Annotated in this window: 20 protein-coding genes and 1 tRNA gene; 12 read left to right on the top strand and 9 right to left on the bottom strand. The window is 60.3% G+C overall.

Going from position 1 to position 17,607, the window contains the following annotated elements; all coding sequences use genetic code 11:
• The first annotated feature begins 106 nt into the window (after window positions 1-106).
• Window positions 107-1,036, top strand: coding sequence for a LysR family transcriptional regulator (locus tag HXX25_RS02700; protein ID WP_187166989.1), 930 nt, complete (start codon window positions 107-109; stop codon window positions 1,034-1,036).
• Between the two features lie 7 nt (window positions 1,037-1,043).
• On the opposite strand, the gene HXX25_RS02695 is transcribed toward HXX25_RS02700, so the two are convergent.
• Window positions 1,044-1,778 (bottom strand): SDR family NAD(P)-dependent oxidoreductase, encoded by a 735-nt coding sequence (locus HXX25_RS02695; protein WP_187166988.1) that lies wholly within the window; start codon window positions 1,776-1,778, stop codon window positions 1,044-1,046.
• A gap of 105 nt (window positions 1,779-1,883) precedes the next feature.
• On the opposite strand from HXX25_RS02695, the gene HXX25_RS02690 reads away from it, so the two are divergent.
• Together HXX25_RS02690 and HXX25_RS02685 are read left to right on the top strand one after the other, a co-directional pair.
• Window positions 1,884-3,683, top strand: a complete 1,800-nt coding sequence (locus HXX25_RS02690) for a tetratricopeptide repeat protein (protein ID WP_187166987.1) — start codon at window positions 1,884-1,886, stop codon at window positions 3,681-3,683.
• Window positions 3,684-3,834: 151 nt separating this feature from the next.
• A complete protein-coding gene (locus HXX25_RS02685; RefSeq protein ID WP_187166986.1) occupies window positions 3,835-4,191 on the top strand; it encodes a hypothetical protein in 357 nt (118 codons plus the stop codon).
• 139 nt (window positions 4,192-4,330) lie between these two features.
• On the opposite strand, the gene HXX25_RS02680 is transcribed toward HXX25_RS02685, so the two are convergent.
• Window positions 4,331-4,591: a type II toxin-antitoxin system prevent-host-death family antitoxin gene (locus HXX25_RS02680; RefSeq protein WP_187166985.1), complete on the bottom strand. Its 261-nt coding sequence runs from the start codon at window positions 4,589-4,591 to the stop codon at window positions 4,331-4,333.
• 200 nt (window positions 4,592-4,791) lie between these two features.
• On the opposite strand from HXX25_RS02680, the gene HXX25_RS02675 reads away from it, so the two are divergent.
• On the top strand, window positions 4,792-5,685 hold the full coding sequence (locus tag HXX25_RS02675; protein WP_187166984.1) for a MoxR family ATPase: 894 nt from the start codon (window positions 4,792-4,794) through the stop codon (window positions 5,683-5,685).
• On the opposite strand, the gene HXX25_RS02670 is transcribed toward HXX25_RS02675, so the two are convergent.
• From HXX25_RS02670 to HXX25_RS02660, 3 genes are all read right to left on the bottom strand, one after another.
• Window positions 5,682-6,038, bottom strand: coding sequence for a helix-turn-helix domain-containing protein (locus tag HXX25_RS02670; RefSeq protein ID WP_187166983.1), 357 nt, complete (start codon window positions 6,036-6,038; stop codon window positions 5,682-5,684). The two genes, HXX25_RS02675 and HXX25_RS02670, sit on opposite strands and share 4 nt — an antisense overlap.
• A 9-nt stretch (window positions 6,039-6,047) precedes the next feature.
• On the bottom strand, window positions 6,048-6,299 hold the full coding sequence (locus HXX25_RS02665; protein ID WP_187167731.1) for a type II toxin-antitoxin system RelE/ParE family toxin: 252 nt from the start codon (window positions 6,297-6,299) through the stop codon (window positions 6,048-6,050).
• A 93-nt stretch (window positions 6,300-6,392) separates the two neighbouring features.
• Window positions 6,393-7,307 (bottom strand): hydrogen peroxide-inducible genes activator, encoded by a 915-nt coding sequence (locus HXX25_RS02660; RefSeq protein ID WP_187166982.1) that lies wholly within the window; start codon window positions 7,305-7,307, stop codon window positions 6,393-6,395.
• Window positions 7,308-7,430: 123 nt separating this feature from the next.
• On the opposite strand from HXX25_RS02660, the gene HXX25_RS02655 reads away from it, so the two are divergent.
• The 4 genes from HXX25_RS02655 to HXX25_RS02640 all read left to right on the top strand — a co-directional run bounded on the left by HXX25_RS02655 (window position 7,431) and on the right by HXX25_RS02640 (window position 11,256).
• Window positions 7,431-7,661: a YdcH family protein gene (locus HXX25_RS02655; protein WP_187166981.1), complete on the top strand. Its 231-nt coding sequence runs from the start codon at window positions 7,431-7,433 to the stop codon at window positions 7,659-7,661.
• Between the two features lie 244 nt (window positions 7,662-7,905).
• On the top strand, window positions 7,906-8,535 hold the full coding sequence (locus HXX25_RS02650) for a CatB-related O-acetyltransferase (RefSeq protein ID WP_187166980.1): 630 nt from the start codon (window positions 7,906-7,908) through the stop codon (window positions 8,533-8,535).
• Window positions 8,536-8,646: 111 nt separating this feature from the next.
• Entirely contained in the window at window positions 8,647-10,041 is a 1,395-nt protein-coding gene (locus HXX25_RS02645; RefSeq protein ID WP_187166979.1) for a hypothetical protein, read from the top strand.
• Between the two features lie 39 nt (window positions 10,042-10,080).
• Window positions 10,081-11,256 (top strand): VWA domain-containing protein, encoded by a 1,176-nt coding sequence (locus tag HXX25_RS02640; RefSeq protein WP_187166978.1) that lies wholly within the window; start codon window positions 10,081-10,083, stop codon window positions 11,254-11,256.
• A 36-nt stretch (window positions 11,257-11,292) separates the two neighbouring features.
• On the opposite strand, the gene HXX25_RS02635 is transcribed toward HXX25_RS02640, so the two are convergent.
• The 3 genes from HXX25_RS02635 to HXX25_RS02625 form a co-directional block, all read right to left on the bottom strand.
• Window positions 11,293-13,284, bottom strand: coding sequence for a M64 family metallopeptidase (locus tag HXX25_RS02635; protein ID WP_187166977.1), 1,992 nt, complete (start codon window positions 13,282-13,284; stop codon window positions 11,293-11,295).
• The gene (locus tag HXX25_RS02630) at window positions 13,281-13,940 is read right to left on the bottom strand and encodes a hypothetical protein (RefSeq protein WP_187166976.1); all 660 of its coding nucleotides are present in this window, start codon (window positions 13,938-13,940) and stop codon (window positions 13,281-13,283) included. Before HXX25_RS02630 ends, HXX25_RS02635 begins: the two co-directional genes overlap by 4 nt.
• A gap of 88 nt (window positions 13,941-14,028) precedes the next feature.
• A complete protein-coding gene (locus HXX25_RS02625; protein WP_187166975.1) occupies window positions 14,029-14,649 on the bottom strand; it encodes a glutathione S-transferase family protein in 621 nt (206 codons plus the stop codon).
• A 162-nt stretch (window positions 14,650-14,811) separates the two neighbouring features.
• Between HXX25_RS02625 and HXX25_RS02620 the strand changes: the two genes are divergently transcribed.
• Window positions 14,812-15,084, top strand: coding sequence for a chorismate mutase (locus HXX25_RS02620; RefSeq protein ID WP_187167730.1), 273 nt, complete (start codon window positions 14,812-14,814; stop codon window positions 15,082-15,084).
• On the opposite strand, the gene HXX25_RS02615 is transcribed toward HXX25_RS02620, so the two are convergent.
• A complete protein-coding gene (locus HXX25_RS02615; protein ID WP_187166974.1) occupies window positions 15,081-15,395 on the bottom strand; it encodes an Hpt domain-containing protein in 315 nt (104 codons plus the stop codon). The two genes, HXX25_RS02620 and HXX25_RS02615, sit on opposite strands and share 4 nt — an antisense overlap.
• A gap of 156 nt (window positions 15,396-15,551) precedes the next feature.
• Between HXX25_RS02615 and HXX25_RS02610 the strand changes: the two genes are divergently transcribed.
• From HXX25_RS02610 to HXX25_RS02600, 3 genes are all read left to right on the top strand, one after another.
• A tRNA-Lys gene (locus tag HXX25_RS02610) sits at window positions 15,552-15,627 on the top strand.
• Between the two features lie 453 nt (window positions 15,628-16,080).
• Window positions 16,081-17,118 carry a lyase gene (locus HXX25_RS02605; protein ID WP_187166973.1) on the top strand — a complete coding sequence of 346 codons (1,038 nt, stop codon included), beginning with the start codon at window positions 16,081-16,083 and terminating at the stop codon, window positions 17,116-17,118.
• On the top strand, window positions 17,115-17,567 hold the full coding sequence (locus HXX25_RS02600) for a choice-of-anchor V domain-containing protein (RefSeq protein ID WP_187166972.1): 453 nt from the start codon (window positions 17,115-17,117) through the stop codon (window positions 17,565-17,567). The genes HXX25_RS02605 and HXX25_RS02600 overlap by 4 nt, the downstream gene beginning before the upstream one ends.
• Window positions 17,568-17,607: the final 40 nt, after the last annotated feature.

The following is a 17,607-nucleotide window of genomic DNA, read 5'->3' as shown; positions in this document are numbered from 1 at the left end:
CTGTGAACTACCGCGAGCCGAGATAGGAAGGTGTCTGTGACAATACCAATGGAAATTGTGGCCGCGATTGATAACCTGAGGGCATTGATCGGGAGGCGACCGGCCCATGCGCCCCACGCTGAGGCAATTGCAGTATTTTATCGCTGTCGCGGAAGCCGGTGCCTTCGGTCCGGCGGCCTGGGCCCTGCATGTCACCCAGCCCAGCCTGTCGAAGCAGATTGCGGTTCTGGAGGCCGAGCTGGGGCTGGCTCTGTTCCAACGAACCTCGCGCCATGTGGAGCTCACCCGCGAAGGCGATAGCCTGCTGGAGGCCGCCCGCAAGACGCTGGACGCCGCGCGGTCATTTCGCGCCGAGGCGAAATTGCTGGTCACCGGGGCGCGGCTGCGATTGCAGGCGGGGGTGCTGCCCTCGATCGGGGCTTATTTCATGCCCAGCCTTCGCGAGCGCCTGCAAACGCGCCTGCCCGATGTCCGGATCTCCCTCACCGAAGGCCCGTCAACGGAACTGACCGCCCGGCTCAATACCGGCGAGCTGGATTTCGTGGTGGCCTCGGCCAGCGACGCCCCCGGCCTCGAGTGTCTGCCGCTATTTGACGAAACGCTGTGGTTTTGCAGCCATCCCGGCGATCCGCTGATGGCCAGCGACGCAGCATGCGCGCTGTCCGAGCTGGCCGGGCGCCAGTTTCTGACCCTGTCATTCGACTTTCATCTCGCCCAGGTCGTGCGCAAGCTGGCCGCGAAGGCGGGCGCGTCGATCAGCCCCGAATACACCGGTGCCAGCCTGGATGCGATCCGCCAGATGGCGATCAGCGGTGACGGGATAGCCATACTGCCCAGCCTTTATGCGCTGGGAGAGGCCATTCGCGATCCCTCGTTGCGCGTGCGCCGCATCGACCATCCCGCCGCGATACACCCGGTCTATCTCTACTGGCGGGCATCCGAGCCGAACACATCCTTCTACAAGCGCCTGGCCGACGAGATGATTGCCGAGAAAACAGACATCCGGATGGCCCGCATACCGAGGTTTCGGTTCTAGCCCACCGTCACCAGGCGATGACCTGCCCGTCCCAGGCAAAGACCTGACCGCTTTCCGACGGCGTTAGTCCGGTCAGCACGTCCAGCAATTTTCCCGCAGAGTATGCAGGCGAAAACAGCTTGCCATCGGGCACGCCGCGCTGGAATGGCTGTGACAGGCCGGTATCGACCGTGCCGGGATGAAGGCCGACGCAAATGGCCTGCTTGCGTTTTCGGCCGAGCTCAATGGCGAAATTGCGGATCAGCATGTTGAGCGCCGCCTTGGAGGCGCGATAGCTGTGCCAGCCGCCAAGGCGATTATCGCCAATCGAACCGACGCGGGCCGACAGCGCCGCGAAGATCGCCGTTTCATCACGCGGCATGAGGTCCAGCATGTGACTGGCGATAAGGGCCGGGCCGATGGTGTTGAGCGCAAAAACCTGCGCCATGGCCGCCGCGTCCAGCTCGCGCCAGCTGCGTTCCGGGCCAAGGGTTTCGGTGTGCAGAATGCCGGTCGTGACTAGAACAAGCTGGACCGGGCCGCCCTGCCCGATGGCTTCCGCGGCGTTTGCGATGGAGGCTTCGTCAGTCAGGTCAAAGGCAAAGCCGGTCACTTTGCCTGTGTCAGCCGGGGCCTTGCGACTGCCCGCCCAGACGCCCGCACAGCGCGGATCATCCTCCAGCGCGGCAACCATGGCCGAACCGATGCCGCCGCTGGCGCCGAAGACAACAGCGCGATAATTTTCCGGCAGATTTTCCAGCATGGGCTTGTCCCTCGGTTTATCCTGACAGCAGCTAGCGCGCGTTAACCCCACATCAAGCGAAGCAGGCCTTGCTGGGCGCACATTCTGAAATTTGCGGAGCGCTTGATGTCCGACCTGAAACTTGATGACTTGCTGGCCAAACCCGAGGAAGCCGCCAAGCGCGATCTGACCGATGCGGCCAAAGTCGAGACAGGGCCGGACTTCAAGGGCGCCATCGAACGTGCCAGCCCGGCCGAGCGCAAGAAATTGCGCAAGATGGCGGAAATTCTGAAACGCGCGGTCAAGCTTGCCCATTCCGGGCATGGCGCGCCGGCCGCCAAGCTGGCCATGCGCGCCCTCGACATGGACCCGGAAAGCGCGCTTGCCAATCATGTGATGGGGGTCGCTCTGGAAGAACTGGGCCGGCTGTCCGTGGCCCTCACATTCTACGAACGGGCGCTGAACAAGGACCCCAATTCGCCGGATATCTACCAGTCACTGGCGATGACGGCGTGGAAGCTGGACATGTTGCCGGTGGCGGAAAAATTCCTGCGGATCTTCCTGCGCGTGCAGCCGGGCAATGTCGACGGGACGATCAATCTCGCCGGCATTTTGCGCGATCAGGGCAAATTTGATGACGCGGTCGAGCTTTTGCGCACCACCATCTATGCCAATCCGGAGCATTTCGATCTCTGGAATGCGCTGGGCACGGTGCTGATTGAATCCGGCGATCCGGTGCAGGCGGCGACCTTCTACCAGGAAAGCCTGCGCATCAATCCGGAGTTTGCGCGGGCCTGGAACAATCTCGCCTATGCGCACGATCTGGTCGGCGATTCCATCGCCTCCATCGATGCTTTCGACCGGGCGCTGGCGGTCACGACCAGCCTGAAGGATCAGACCATCATGCGCCATGGCCGCTCGCTGTCCTATCTCGGTGCTGGCGATCTGGAGCGCGGCTGGGCGGAATATGCCGTGCGCCTGAATCCCGATTACAAGGACGCCACATTGTTTGAAATCAGCCTGCCGCGATGGGATGGCACGGACCCGGCGCAGCTGCGCGGCAAGACCGTGGTCATGGTGGGCGAGCAGGGGCTGGGCGACGAGGTCATGTTCATGAATACGGCGCGCGATGTGATCGACGCCATCGGCCCGGACGGTGAATTGCGCATCGCCTGCGAAAAACGCCTGCTGCCACTGTTCCGCCGCAGCTTTCCCGATCTGATGATCGAGGCCCATGCCTCGGCGCGTGTGGAAGGCCGTGACTGGCGTGTGGCGGAAAGCGTGATCAGGGACAAGCCGCCGGCCGATCTGTGGTTTCCGGTGGGCAATGCGGCGCGCGCTTTCCGGCAATCGCTTGAGGCTTTCCCAGCCGAGCCGGGCTTTCTGACCGCCGATCCCGAACAGGTCGCGCACTGGCAGGCAGAGCTGGCCAGGCTGGGCGGCGGGCTGAAGGTCGGCCTGCTGTGGAAATCGCTAAAAATGACGGCCAAGCGCCAGAAATATTTCTCGGCGTTCGACACCTGGAAGCCGGTTTTGAACCTACCCGGCATCACCCTCGTCAATCTGCAATATGGCGAGGTCGAGGACGATCTGGCGCGCGCCGAAAAGGAATTCGGCGTCAAAATCCACCAACCGGCCGATATTGATCTCAAAATGGATCTCGACGGTGTCGCCGCGCTCGGCAAGGCGCTGGATGTGACCGTGGGGCCGATGAATGCGACCGCCAACCTCACCTGCGCCGTGGGCGGTGAGGCGCTGATCGTGACGCCCACTGCACAGGGCTGGTCGAAGCTGGGCAGTGACGGCCTGCCCTGGTATCCCACGGCCCGCCTCTTCCACGGCGCCACCTTCGGCGACTGGGCGACCCCGATGAAGGCGATTGCGGCGGAGCTGGCCGACCGGGCGAAACAGGCGAAGGCGGCGTAGGTAAACTTACGCCCGCAGCGTGCCGGTCGCTCGAGCTCGTCGGGGGCTCTGCTCCCGGCACGCTCGCAAACCTTCAATCCATGAGCTATGAAAGGCTCAGACTCTCACAATAAACGAGGGAGCCAAGGGGCGCAGGTCAGAGGAATAGTGGATGTTGATTGAGCTACTTTTAACAAGCCTCCATATGACTGGCGGTGACAATATGGAGCTATGTTACTATCGTTCTCAGCCTTTTTATGGCGATAGGGTAGAAAACATTCAAATTATTAGATCAAATATCTATAATTTAGACCACATTGAAAGTGAAATATACGATGGAATGCCAGTTGTTTTTAATAACTCTATTAATATTGGTGTATCATGCGCAAACTATATTCTTATAGAGCATTTAATTGAGTATGATTTTTTTGAAATTGATGAGGGTGATTATCGTACAGCTGTAAATTGTTCCTCGCGGGATCATTTTTATTCGCAAAACGGATCATCCATTGAAGAATGTAGGTCATAAAATGGGCGGACGCAGCCGAGCAAGGCACAAGGACGATCCTTGCCCCCCTCAACCTGCCCGCCGTCGGCCTCCCGCTTCCACAAATATGCATAGCGAATGACAAGACCGGCTTCCGGTTCGGGCAACGCCATACCTGACTTTAATCATCCAGTTCGGCATTCAACGTTTCATGCCCGGGAGCCATGGGCTGAATGGCCGCCAGAATCTCCTCTTCGGACAGGCTGGCAAATTCACCGAAAATACGGTCGCGTTGCTTCAAACGCTCATAATGATTAGGATCAAGCGCAACGAATAGCGGGCGGTTATGGCTTGTCACGGTCAGCGGACCCTTGTGCACCTGAGCACTGTAGGCACCGAATTTGGATTTGAATTCGGTCGCACTGATTGATTTTGCCGACATCGTGATATCCCGTACGAACTTGCGGGTAAAATATCGCACAAATCGTGCGAATTGGCCATTTTTGCCACTGACAAGCCAGTCACACTGTCGATCATGCCCAAGGCGCGCAGCAACCTGCCGCCCACGTCAACGGCAGCCACCGCTTTACGCGCTTTTTCACCGCCCTATGCTTCCGGACCAGACAATGGGAGCTCGGTTTCATGCGTTTTGAAGGCACAAAAAGCTATGTCGCGGATGGCGAATTACAGGCCGCGGTGAATGCCGCCATCGCGCTGGAGCGGCCCTTGCTCGTCAAGGGCGAGCCCGGCACCGGCAAGACCGAGCTGGCGCGGCAGGTGGCGCAGGCGACCGGCGCGAAGCTGATCGAATGGCATGTGAAATCGACCACCAAGGCGCAGCAGGGCCTGTATGAATACGACGCCGTCTCGCGCCTGCGCGACAGCCAGCTGGGCGATGAGCGCTTCAACGACATTTCCAACTATATCCGGAAGGGCAAGCTGTGGGAGGCGTTCACGGCCGACGAACGCCCCGTCCTTCTGATTGACGAGATCGACAAGGCCGATATCGAATTTCCCAACGACCTCCTGCTCGAGCTCGACCGGATGGAATTCCATGTCTATGAGACCGGCGAGACTGTCCGTGCCGAAAAGCGCCCCATCGTCATCATCACCTCGAACAATGAGAAGGAATTGCCAGACGCCTTCCTGCGCCGCTGTTTCTTCCACTATATCGCCTTTCCGGACGAGGCGACGATGCGCGAGATCGTGCAGGTCCATTTCCCGGACCTGAAAAGCCGGCTGCTGTCGGAAGCGCTGAAGACCTTTTTCGAGATCCGCGACGTGCCGGGCCTGAAGAAGAAGCCCTCGACGTCTGAATTGCTGGACTGGCTGAAACTGCTGCTGGTCGAGGATATCGACCCGGAGCTACTGGCCGAGAAAGATCCGAACAAGCTCATCCCGCCGCTGCATGGCGCGCTTTTGAAGAATGAGCAGGATGTGATGCTGTTTGAGAAGCTGGCCTTCATGCACCGCCGCCAGCAGCGCGGCCCCTCCGGGCCTTCAGGGCCGAGCGGACCTACGGGGCCTGTGGCCTAAGCCACCAGATCATCAAGATCGGCGTTCAGAACTGTGGCGATCCGGCGCAAGGCCGCGACGCCGGGCTGGCGCTTTCCGGTCTCGATCTGGCTGATATAGGCCCGGCTGAGATGAGCCTGACGGGCCAGGTCCGCCGCAGAAATGCCGCGATATTTCCGCCAGACCCGGAGCGGCGTCTCCCCGGCGACGAGCCGCCGGACCATATCTGATGGCAGCAATTCCTCCTCGCCGGAGGCCAGGCGCTGTCTGATGCGGTGACCTTCAGCGATATCGGCGGCATCGACCAGGGCTTGGTATTCTTCCAGAGCCAGCATCACCATGATGCCGCCATCCGGGGTGTTGATCGTCTGCATCGCCCTCTCCTATTCGTAAACGCTGCCACGCGGTCCGATCCTGATGACCGCCAGAACAGCGCCCTGATCATCCATGATCACGCGCCAGTCTCCGACGCGAAGGCGGATGAAGTCGCTTCCCTGCAGCCGCTTCACATTGTTGGCCAGACTCTCCGGATCAATAGCGAACTGGTCGACTTCCGCCATAATTCGCAAAGCATCCGGCCGCGACATCTTCCGCAACACTTTCAACGCGGATTTCGTGTAACTCACCGACCGCATCACGACATATTAGCTACACGCTATTTTTATGCAAGCTATTTGCTAAATATGACAGCCATTCTGCCGGCAGCAAGGTCCGGATCGTAACTCTGACTAACCTTCCGCCAATAATTCTGCCGCCCGGGCCGCGATGATGCCGCCGAGCGTCTCGAAATCCTTTTCGCGGGGATTGTTCTCGCGCCAGATCAGGCAAGCCTGCCGGTAGGCGTCTGCGCTTTGCAAGGGCCGCGCAATCACAGCGCGGTCATTGCGGATTTCGCTGCGTTCATAGAGGTGCGGGAAGATGGCCACGCCCATCCCCATGCCGACCATCTGGCGCAGACCGTCCAGGCTGGTGCCCTGATAATCCTCGAGGATATTGGCGCCGGACTGGCGGGCAATGTCCTTGACCTGCTCGGTGAGGCGGTGACCATCCTCAAGGGTGAGCAGGTCCTTTCCATTCAGTGCCGCCGCATTAATGCACTCCTCGCGGAGAAGATCATCCTCATGCGCCAGCCCGAGCATCAACGCCTCGTCAAAGAGCGGCATGACACGCATGCGTTCGCCGGCTTTGGGCTGTACCGTCAGTGCGACATCGAACTGGCCGGACTGGATGCCGTCCTCCAGCGCCTGTCCGGTGGCCTCGCGGACATAAAGGCGCAATCCCGGGAAGCGCGCGTGCAGGACCGGCACGACATAGGGCATAAGATATGGGCCCAGCGTCGGCAGCCCGCCCATGCGGATCAGACCCCCGAGATTTTCCGCGCTTGACCGCACCACCGCATCCAGTTCGGAGACATCGGCGAGAATGCGGCGCGCCCGGCTGGCAATCAGCTCGCCAACAGGCGTCAGACGCGCCCCCCGGCGATCCCGGTCGAGGAGGCGCGCGCCCAGCCGGTATTCCAGCTGGCTGATCTGTTCGCTCAGCGCTGGCTGGCTGACATGCAGCTTTTCCGCCGCCGTCCGGAACATGCCGGTGTCGGCAATCGCGATCAGTGCCGCCAGCTGTTTGAACGTCGGTTGAGCCATGATTTTTAATTCTGTTTTTCCGATGCTTTGTCAAGATTAATTCGATTTGATTGATGCCTGACTTGCACCGATATTCGCCGTGTCGATTGAAACAGACTTGATAACCGCAAAGGAAACAAAACAATGATTGGCCGTCTTAACGCGCTGAAATCCCGTCACTCGGAGCTGGAGAAGAAGCTGTCTGAAGAACAGGCTCGCCCGCTCCCCGATAGCCTGGATATCGCGACGCTGAAGAAGATGAAGCTGGAGGTCAAAGACGAGCTCCGGCTTGCCAGGGACGGATCAGCGGCGCGCCTTCGCCGCCGTCGCCGCCGCCGCAATAGCGGCCTTGATTACCCTGCACTGGGCGTCTGATCCCTGACGACAACGCCCAGTCCGTAGCCCCCGCGCCTTCCCCAAGATGGCGGGGCCTGCCGGGCCGCAAAGCACTCCCCTGTCCCTCGTGCTTTGCGGCCCTTTTTCATTGCCGGAGGTTCTGGTAAATTCCGATGCGGTTATCGGGAGAGTGACATGATTCAGCACGGCTAGATCCGTGCTTCCGGGGCTACCCGCAAGCACCAGACATTCCAGTGAATTGCCTGCTTGCGAGGTCATCTCCATGCCCCTGTCTCCCGACACTCTGCGTCCGGTTGCGGCCGCCCCGTCTATCTTTTTCCTGAAACCGCTCCTGAAGGACCATCCCAAGGCGTCCGCCGGGGAGTATTCCTATTTCCACTCCTTTGATGATCCGGAAGCGTTTTCAGACAACATCAAATACGCCTTCGACTTCATCGCGGACCAATTGGTCATCGGCAAGTTCTGCTCCATCGCGCAGGGGGCGAGCTTCGTGCTCAATGGCGGCAATCATTTCGCCGACCGGCTGTCCACCTTCCCTTTCCCGATTTTCGGCGCGGCGTTTGGCGCGCCCGATCCCGGCCCCTGGCCGAACAAGGGCGGGATCACGATCGGCCATGATGTCTGGGTTGGCTGGGATGCGACGATCCTGCCCGGCGTGACCGTGGGCCATGGCGCGATCATAGCCGCTAAGGCCGTGGTTGCCTCCGATGTGCCACCCTATGCCATCGTCGCGGGCAATCCGGCAAGGATCGTGAAATACCGCCTGCGCGAGGCCGACATTGCCCGGATGCTGGATCTGGCCTGGTGGGATTGGCCGGTGGAGCGGATCGCCGCGGCGTCGGATGCGTTGATGCAGCAGGATGTGGGCGTGTTGGAGGCTATGGCACCCTGACCATGCTGCAGTCAAAGGGGCCGGGATGCTACCCGGCCTCGACAACGGCATCGCCTGTTTTCACTCGCACTATGCCCACGGTTGTGCTGAATTGCGTTATCAGGAGGCGTCATGTTCAGATTGTTTTGCACTGTTGTATGGTTGGTCAGTTCACTCTCGGCTTCCCAAGCCCAAGTCAGCGACGACTATATTGATGCGATCAACCACGCCATTTTTATCGCCGAGGATGGCGACCTCGCCGCAGGCTATGATGCCGCGACGGGCTTGCTGGACATCGCCGACACGGATGAAGAGCGTCTGCGCGCCTATGACCTCGCGATGAATATCGCCATGGCGGCGGGCCGCTGGCTGGACGCTGAAAACCAGGCCTTTGCCGGAGCCCAGCTGGTACGTGAGAATCTCGGCGGTCAGCCTGATCTGCTCCGCCCTTTCCTCGAACGTCAGGCCGAAGCCGCGCGTCAGCAAGATGCCTTGGACCGCCATCAACGCCTGCAAGCAGAATTGCTGTCATTGAATGCTGGACGACTGGCGCTGGTCTGGAATGCTGAACGCGATGGCCAGCGACATAGATTTACAGGCTTTTTGTGCCCGCAAGCCCTGAATGACTGGCCGTTATCACAATGGCAAGCTGACTCGCCCAGCGGTCTAGGCGCTAACTGCATTTATCTTGATCCGGCAGCTCCCGGCTCAGGCTTAAGCTTTAATATTTATCGGCCCGCAGATCAGGACCATATTGCAAATATTGCCGCCGTCTTTTCAGCGGAGATGGCCCAAACCGAATTCATTGAAGGTGTGCCGCTCATCCATAACGGGCAAGCGTTAACCTATCACGTCGCCAATTTGGATGACCGTGCCATGCAGGTCTGGCGCGCCTTGTCTGGCGATTGGGCAGTCACGCTGGATTCCTATTCCGATACCGCAATTCCCGAGGTGTTGCACGATGACCTGCTCACAGAAGCCTTTGCCAGTCTCGAACGTATGAATGAACACCTCTCCCGCTGTGATCTGTCACGCGGGCGACGTGAGTTCGGCCGCGAAGAAGAAATCGCGGGGGTTTCCTTGACAATGCTGACGGCCTCCATGCTTCCCCATCCCGTCGGCGTTTTTCAGCCAGATGACAATACGCTCGATTGCTTCATTCAACGCCTCGATATCGGCAGTCTTGCGATTGCCTATGCCGAAGTCGACCGGCGCGGACGGCCGCAGCGTTTTGTGGCCCGCCCATCGGACGGCGAGGTGCCCTACATTCTCGCAGCAGAAAGCAGGTCTTTGCGGAATGTCGAGCGAAGCATGGGCCGCACGCGGTCGGGAACCCCGTTCATTATGAGCCAGCACCTGGACCGGCAGGTGGACACTTACGGCGTCTATAACGGCCCGCCGTCCGCGCTGGGCTTCCTTGATCATATCGCACAAATCGCCGCTGGCGATATCGAGCCGTCGATTGGCGTCTATATCGACGCGGACGGCCAATCGATCATCAACATTTCAAATGCAACCGATGACTAGACCGTTGCACCAACGTGCTTCTGCGCTAGCTTAGGTGCTATGCTGCACCAATTCTTCACCCATCTGCGCGCTGCGAAAATTCCCGTCACGACGCGGGAATATCTGACGCTTCTGGAAGCGCTGGACAAAGGCGCGGTGCGTTCGGAAATCGATCATTTCTATTCGGTCAGCCGCGCCGCACTGGTGAAGGACGAGCGCAATTACGACAAGTTCGATGCCGTATTCGGCCATGTCTTCAAGGGCGTGGAGGCGCTTTCCATCCTGTTTGAAACCGAGGACATTCCGGCCGAATGGCTGCGCCAGGCGATGGAAAAGCTGCTGACGCCGGAGGAGATGGAGGCACTGCAAGCGCTCTCCTTCGAGGAGTTGATGGAGACGCTCAAAAAGCGTCTGGAAGAACAGGATGAGCGCCATGAGGGCGGCTCGAAATGGATCGGTACGGGCGGCACCTCTCCCTATGGCCATGGCGGATATAATCCGTCCGGGGTGCGCATTGGCGGCAAATCCACCCACAAGAAGGGCGCGAAAGTCTGGGAGCAGCGGCGCTACAAGGATCTGGATGGCGAGCGCGAGCTGGGCACGCGCAATCTGAAGGTCGCGCTGCGGCGGCTGCGGAAATTCTCGCGCGATAGCGCGCGCGAGGAGTTTGACCTCGACCATACGATTGATGCGACCGCGCGGCAGGGCTGGCTGGATGTGAAGATGCGCCCGGAACGGCGCAATGCGATCAAGGTGCTGGTGCTGTTCGATGTCGGCGGCTCGATGGATCCTTACGTCAAATCCTGCGAGGAATTGTTCTCGGCGGCGCGCTCGACCTTCAAGAATCTCGAATATTACTACTTCCACAATTGCATCTATGAGGGCGTGTGGAAGTCAAATTACCGCCGCCGGTCGGAGACCATTCCGACGATGGACTTGCTGCACAAATACGGCCGAGACTGGAAGATTGTGGTCGTCGGCGATGCCTCCATGGCGCCCTATGAAATCACCCATGCCGGCGGCTCGGTCGAGGGCTGGAACGAGGAAGCCGGCGCGGTCTGGATCAACCGGCTGGTGGAACAGTATCCCGACCTCGTCTGGCTCAATCCCGAGCCGGAGAAATGGTGGCAGCACGCCTATTCCATCCGGCTCATCCAGGACATTATTGGCCCACACCGCATGTTCCCGCTCACCCTGGAAGGGGTCGACAATGCAATGAAGGAGCTGGGGCGCTGAAGGCGTTGGGGCGTCAGGCCAGCTGACCGCCCCGCCCTATTCCACCGTTCTGACCGCCACGCTGGTACCGCCACGGGAGACGTCGCGGCTTTCCTGGAAGATCGCGAAAGCGCGGAAGCGTTCCGGCACAAAGCGGATCGGACCGTGGGCCCGAATGAACATTGCGAAGGTCTTGACCTCGTTTTGCGCAAAAGTGACGTCCAGCCAGTTCGCCCGTTCGCCAGTGCATGTTCCAGCCACCGGATCGGTCTCACAAAACTCGATCTCGAGTGGCAGGGCAGCCGGGCCCAGATCCCCGCGCAGTGTTACCGTGCCCGCCGATCCAATATTCACAGCCGAAAGGGCGACGGCGGCCCTGCGGCCATCGCTCGGCAAGTCCGCGATACCCGGTGTGCTGATTGTGGCCGACACCGAAACAATGTCCGGTGAATTGCCAGCCGACGCCGAAAGAATCGCCGAATTGACGCCTGACCCCCGAAGAGACGGGTCAGAATTTTCGCAGTCCGCAACCACGAAGACCTCGTCATTCGATGCAGCCGATGAATAGGTCGCCGAGAAAACAAAACTCGCCGAACCGCCGGCAGGAATATTCAATACCGGACTGTCCGGCCCGACTGGCGTGTTTGTCACCGGATCCGTCTGGCGATAGGCAAAGGCGGGCACCGAAGCACCGCCAGCCGTATCTTGCAGGGCCAACGCACAATTGGTTGCCTCCACCGAGCCACTATTGATAACCGTCGCAAAGGCAGTCGCTGGCGCGAACCCTGACATGGATCGTGCATTGGGCAGTACCGCCGCCACCAAACGTGCATCAGGCGTGTCACGATCCTCCACAGTAATCGTCCATGTCCGTTCATGGACGGTATCACCATCAGGATCATGACGGACCAGTTCCGTCACATCCTGAACGGTGGCCGTCACGGAATGCTGGCCAGCGCCATATTGCGCCGCATCGAAGACCAAACGGGTCGCCGACGCACTGAATCCGATACCGTCCGCGGCAGGCGCTTCAAGGCCGGCCTGTTGCGAAGCTGTCTGGACAACGCCGCCATTAACCCGCCAGGTGATGTCAAAGGCCCGGCCGTCAATCGTTTTGGGAATGACCGACAGGCGCGTGCGGGAATTGCGGGTGACGGTCAGATCGCCGGCTGTTGGGCTGACATCGTCAATCCCCGGGGCTGTGCGATTGAATCCACGGACGAACTCCTCAGTATTGATCTGCTCCATCGGACGATTGAGGGAACGCATCAGGGAGTTATAGGTCGGGCGATAGACCCCCGTGGGGCAGTAATGGCCGCCCGCATACATGCCCGGAACCGCATCCGCCTGAGCTGTGGTCGGGATGGGGGTCTGCGCATCGATCCAGGGCTGCCAGGGACTGTTTTCCCGCGTGGTCTGTTCCGTGGTGTTCAACTCATTGGGCGGGCCATAAAGGCCGGGCTGCCGGGCGCAGATATTGTTGTCGACATATTCATCATCCAGCGAAACAAAGCTGTGACCGATCTCATGCTGGAAAACCGACGGAGCCGCAGCATTCAGCGTCGTCGTGGCATAAAACCCGCCACCGCCGCCATATTGCTGGGAATTCACGACAATCAGCCGGATATGAAAATTGATATCGGGTGCCGCTGCGGCAAGCATATCGCCTGCCCGCTGAGAGTTGGCGCAGAGTAAACGGTCAATATCGAAACAACCGAGTTCGGACCTCAGTGCCGTGTCCACAGGGTTTCCCGGCGTGGACACGCCGGATTCATTGCTGATGGTTTCCAGCCGATAAACGTTGAAGTGTTCACCGTAGCGCGCATAGGGCGAGCCACCGATCAGAAAATCGCGAAAACCGTCGGCCGCCGTGCGAAAGGCGTCCTGTTCGGCAGCGGCGAAGCCATCTGCCATGATCACATAATTGATCCGGCTGTCTGGATCTCCGGTTGAATAGATCGGAACCAGCGTGTGCGGCGCGACCTGTGCAGCGGCAGACATCGGCCGGCTGGCGAGTGCCAGAACGGCAAGGGCGCAGAGGCGTATCATTGCGGCACCGCCACAATCCGGGTGGCAGAAATAATGCCAATGCGGCGTCCATCAGCTGGTGCCTGTATCGACCCGGCCTGATCATAGACCTCAATGCGCGCGGCATTCGCTGGCAAGCTCACCGCCAGAGGCGGCAACGGGACGTCCTGCACAAAGCTGTGGTTCGAGCCTGCAATATGGGCCCCGTCCCCGTCCCATCCCTCATAGCGCACAAATCGCGGATCGGCGACGAAGGCCTCCGCAATCTGTTCGCCCGTACCGCTGTAGGCCACGACCCGCAATTGTTCACCGGCCCATCCGGTCCGGCGGTGCGGACGCAAGGGCGTGACTTCGCCGCGCATGGCAATGGCCGTCTCGTTTGACAGGTCGAGCTCGTAACGGTGACCAACGGGAGAGGCTGCGTCTTCCACGACACTGCGATAGACCGGGTCGGCACGGAAAAGCCGTCCCGGTGCCCCTTCAATGCCGGCGGTTCCTGCCGTCAGATTCAGATCAGAGATCGTGATCGCCGCGCCGGAAGCCGTTTGCCGCAGATAGGCTTCGGCCGCTTCGGGTGATGCGAACTGCTCCACCTCAAACTGGATGTGCAATTGCTGGCCAAAAGCCGCTGGCGTGCAGGCGGTCAAAAGGGCAGCCAAAAGGCCGATACGATACATTTTTCTCTCCCCGACCCCCGACACAGACAACCAGATGGGCAGCGCAATCGCAAGTAGAACGGCTGAAAATTCTCATGAATTTATTGTGTCAGGCTAGCTCGATGTTTTCGTATTCCGCCGGTTCCAGGCCCAGTTCGCGCTCGACCCGGTGCACCCATGAGCGCACGGCCGGGAAATCCGCCAGATCGAACCCGCCTTCATGGGCGACGCGCGTATAGGCGACGAGGGCGACATCGGCGAGCGTGAAATGTTCACCGACAATGAAATCGCGGGCCATCAGGCGCAATTCCATCACGCCGAGTGCGCGGCGGCCCTTCTGCATCAGCATGGGGTCGATTTCGGCTTCCGGCACATTCATAAATTTCAGTTGCGCGCGGCGCACGGCGATGGCGGGCTCGTGGGAATATTGCTCCCAGAACATCCATTCCATCATCTTGGCGCGGTCAAACGCATCGTCGGGAACGAGGGCCGAGCCTTCGGCCAGATAGAGCATGATGGCGTTCGACTGGGCCAGTATGCGCCCGTCCTCGCGCACCATGCAGGGCACCTGTCCGGCCGGATTGAGCGCCAGGAAGTCCTCAGTGCGCGTGTCACCCGCAAAAACGTCCATCTCGCGCCAGTCATAGGCGACGCCCATCAGGTCCGCGATCCAGCGCGTCTTCAGGCAATTGCCGCTGGTGGAGGAACCATAAAGCGTAATGTTCGACATGCCCGAATCTCCTCACCTCTGGCGGCCAGACTAGCGCGGCTGCGTGCCGCAGGCCAATGACTTGGCGCTGGCGCGACTTGGCCATAGAAGGAGACGACACCAAATGCGAGCAACAAGATTGTGACCCTGACGAACGCAAACGCGCCCGAAGACTGCCAGACCATGCCGGAAGTGCGCGAAGGCGTGGATGCGATAGATCGCGAGCTGGTGCGGCTGATCGCGATCCGCACCGGCTATATGGAGGCCGCTGCCCGGATCAAGCCGGACCGGGACGCGGTACGCGATGAAGCACGCAAACAGGATGTCCTGACCAAGGTGGGCGCGGCCGCTGATGCCGCCGGCCTGCCGCGCGCCATTGCCGAACCCGTCTGGGAAACCCTGGTGGAAGCCTCGATTGCGTACGAATTTACCGTCTGGGACAAAACGCGCGCCTAGGCCGCCAGAACACTGTCGATTTCGGCGAACGCCGCATCGGCGGCCCGGCGCACTTCGATGACCGCCATGGGCCAGGCGGCTTGCGGCGCGTCTTCGGCCCGCTGACAGGCCTCGCCCAGTTCGAACGCGCCGACGCCGCGCGATGCGCCTTTCAGCGTATGGGCGGCCGCCCGCCAGGCATTGATGTCCGTCGCCGCTTGCATCGCGCCCAGGCAGCGCTCCGCCTGATCGCGCAGCAGGCCGACAAGTTCGGCTTCCAGCGCGGCGTCACCGGCGGTGTACTGATTGAGATGGGCGCGATCGAAAATCATGACGCCAGTCCTTCCGGCAGGTTGCGAGCCTGCCCTGATAGCGCAGAGCGGTTATGATTTCCTTGCCGGGCGTGGAAACCGTCTTGATTTTGTCAAATTCAGGCGTATGTTCCGCGGCCTTCCAGCGGGGCCAGCCCCCGCCTGAGATGGCTATGTGCGCCTATAGCTCAGTTGGTAGAGCAGCTGACTCTTAATCAGCGGGTCCAAGGTTCGAATCCTTGTGGGCGCACCATTTTTCGATCGCTGACGTGAGCTTCGGCCGGGCAAACCAACTTTTCTATCCTCTCTCGCCTCCGCTCGGACTTTCCTCGCTAAAGCTGCGGGCGCGCAGTCGCGCTTGCGAAGCCTGTGGCGTCGGGAGGAGTCAGTTTCAACTGACTACTTCGCAACGTCGAAGACCGCGGACCGTCTTTCCCCTCACCCGTTTCGGGATTGTATTTGAGGCCGAGCGCGCGCCCTGTATCCGCCGTCGAAAATCTTTACCGCCTTGGCAGGCCTCTTGCGAAGACCCGGCCATTGTCGAGGGGAAGACCACCGTAGGGGAAGCCATTTGCGTCATTGCATAAAAAATGCAAATATTAACAAAATGATAATAAGTCGCCATAGCAGCGACGCTGGGGGATATATGTCAGTTTTGGATCGCGTGTTTTCGGCTGCAGCAATTTGCGGGCGAAGATCACGGAATATGTCTCTGGCGCTTCTAGCTGTGCCATTTCTGACCTCCATTTTCGCCCTCGCTGCCAGCCCGGCCCTGGCACAGGATTACACCAATGCCGCGACCATGGACGGCGATGATGTGCAGATCGACGAATGGTGGGTGCCCTATGAAGACACCCGCCCGCGCGATCCCTTCACGGCGGATGGCGAGCGCGTCTGGTTTGTCGGTCAGCGCGGCGATTATCTGGGCTGGCTGGAACCGGCCACCGGCGAGATCGGGCGTCTGGACCTGCCCGCCGGTACCGGGCCGCACAACCAGATCGTCGATGCCGAGGGCAATATCTGGATTGCCGGCAATCGCGATGCCTATATCGGCCGCTATTCTCAGGCGACCAACCAGTTCATGCGCATCGAGATGCCCGATGGCATTCCGCGCGACCCGCACACGCTGATCATGGACCAGGGCGGACAGTATCTGTGGTTTACCGCGCAGGGTGCCAACAAGATCGGCCGCCTGAATGTCTCGACCTATGAGGTGGATATCATTGATGTCCCGACCGAAGGGGCGCGGCCCTATGGCATCGAGATCGGGGCCAATGGCATGGTCTGGGTGGTGCTGCTGGGCACCAACAAGATTGCCGCAATTAATCCGGATACGTTGCAAATCACCGAGGTCACATTGCCGCGCGAAGCCGCACGTCCGCGCCGTATCGGCATCACGGATAATGGCTATATCTGGTATGTTGATTACGCCGAAGGCTATGTCGGTGCGTTTGATCCGGCCACTGGCGGGGTGGAAGAATGGCCCGCACCAAACGGCGCAGAAAGCCGTCCCTATGCGATGGCCGTCGATGCGCAAAACCGCATCTGGTTTGTCGAGACCGGACCGGAGGCCAACAATTTCGTCGGCTTTGATCCGGCCAGCGAAACCTTCTTTTCGCAAACCTTAGTGCCCTCGGGCGGCGGCACGATCCGGCACATGCAGTTTTATGAGCCCACGGGCGAGATATGGTTCGGGGCCGACACCAATACAATCGGCCGCGCCGTGGTGATGCCGCAGGAGTGATCTGGCTGGCGCTTCTGCTCGCCGGTGGCGTCTATCCCGAAGGCGCGCCCTGGGGCCATGCCGGCGCACCGGACACCGGCACGTGCTATAGCTGCCACTGGGATGGTGTGTTGCAGACGGCCTCCCCGCGCCTGTCGCTGGACGGACTGCCCGCCTCTTACACGCCGGGCGAGCGATACGACATCACCGTCCGCCTGTCCGGTGCGGGGGCCGCCAACGGCTTCCAGCTGGTGGCAAGTGCCGGGCATTTCGAAAGCGCAGATGCGTCAACCGAAGCGCGTGAACATGCGGTGCGCTCGACCCGCGCCGCCGGGGACTGGCCGATTGTCTGGATTGCCGGAGACAGTGAAGCGCCGGTGCGCTTCTGGCTGGCCGTGAATGATGCCAATGACGACATGTCCGAGTTTGGCGACACTATCCATGTGCGTGAATTTGAAAGCTTGCCCTGACGGGCCTCTGCGGTTATGCCGCGCCTCCCCGGAATGCAGG

It is taken from the genome of Hyphobacterium sp. CCMP332 (genome assembly GCF_014323565.1).
Lineage (GTDB): Bacteria > Pseudomonadota > Alphaproteobacteria > Caulobacterales > Maricaulaceae > Hyphobacterium.
The sequence above is the reverse complement of the archived record's forward strand: the minus strand, read 5'-3'. Positions and strand labels throughout refer to the sequence as shown.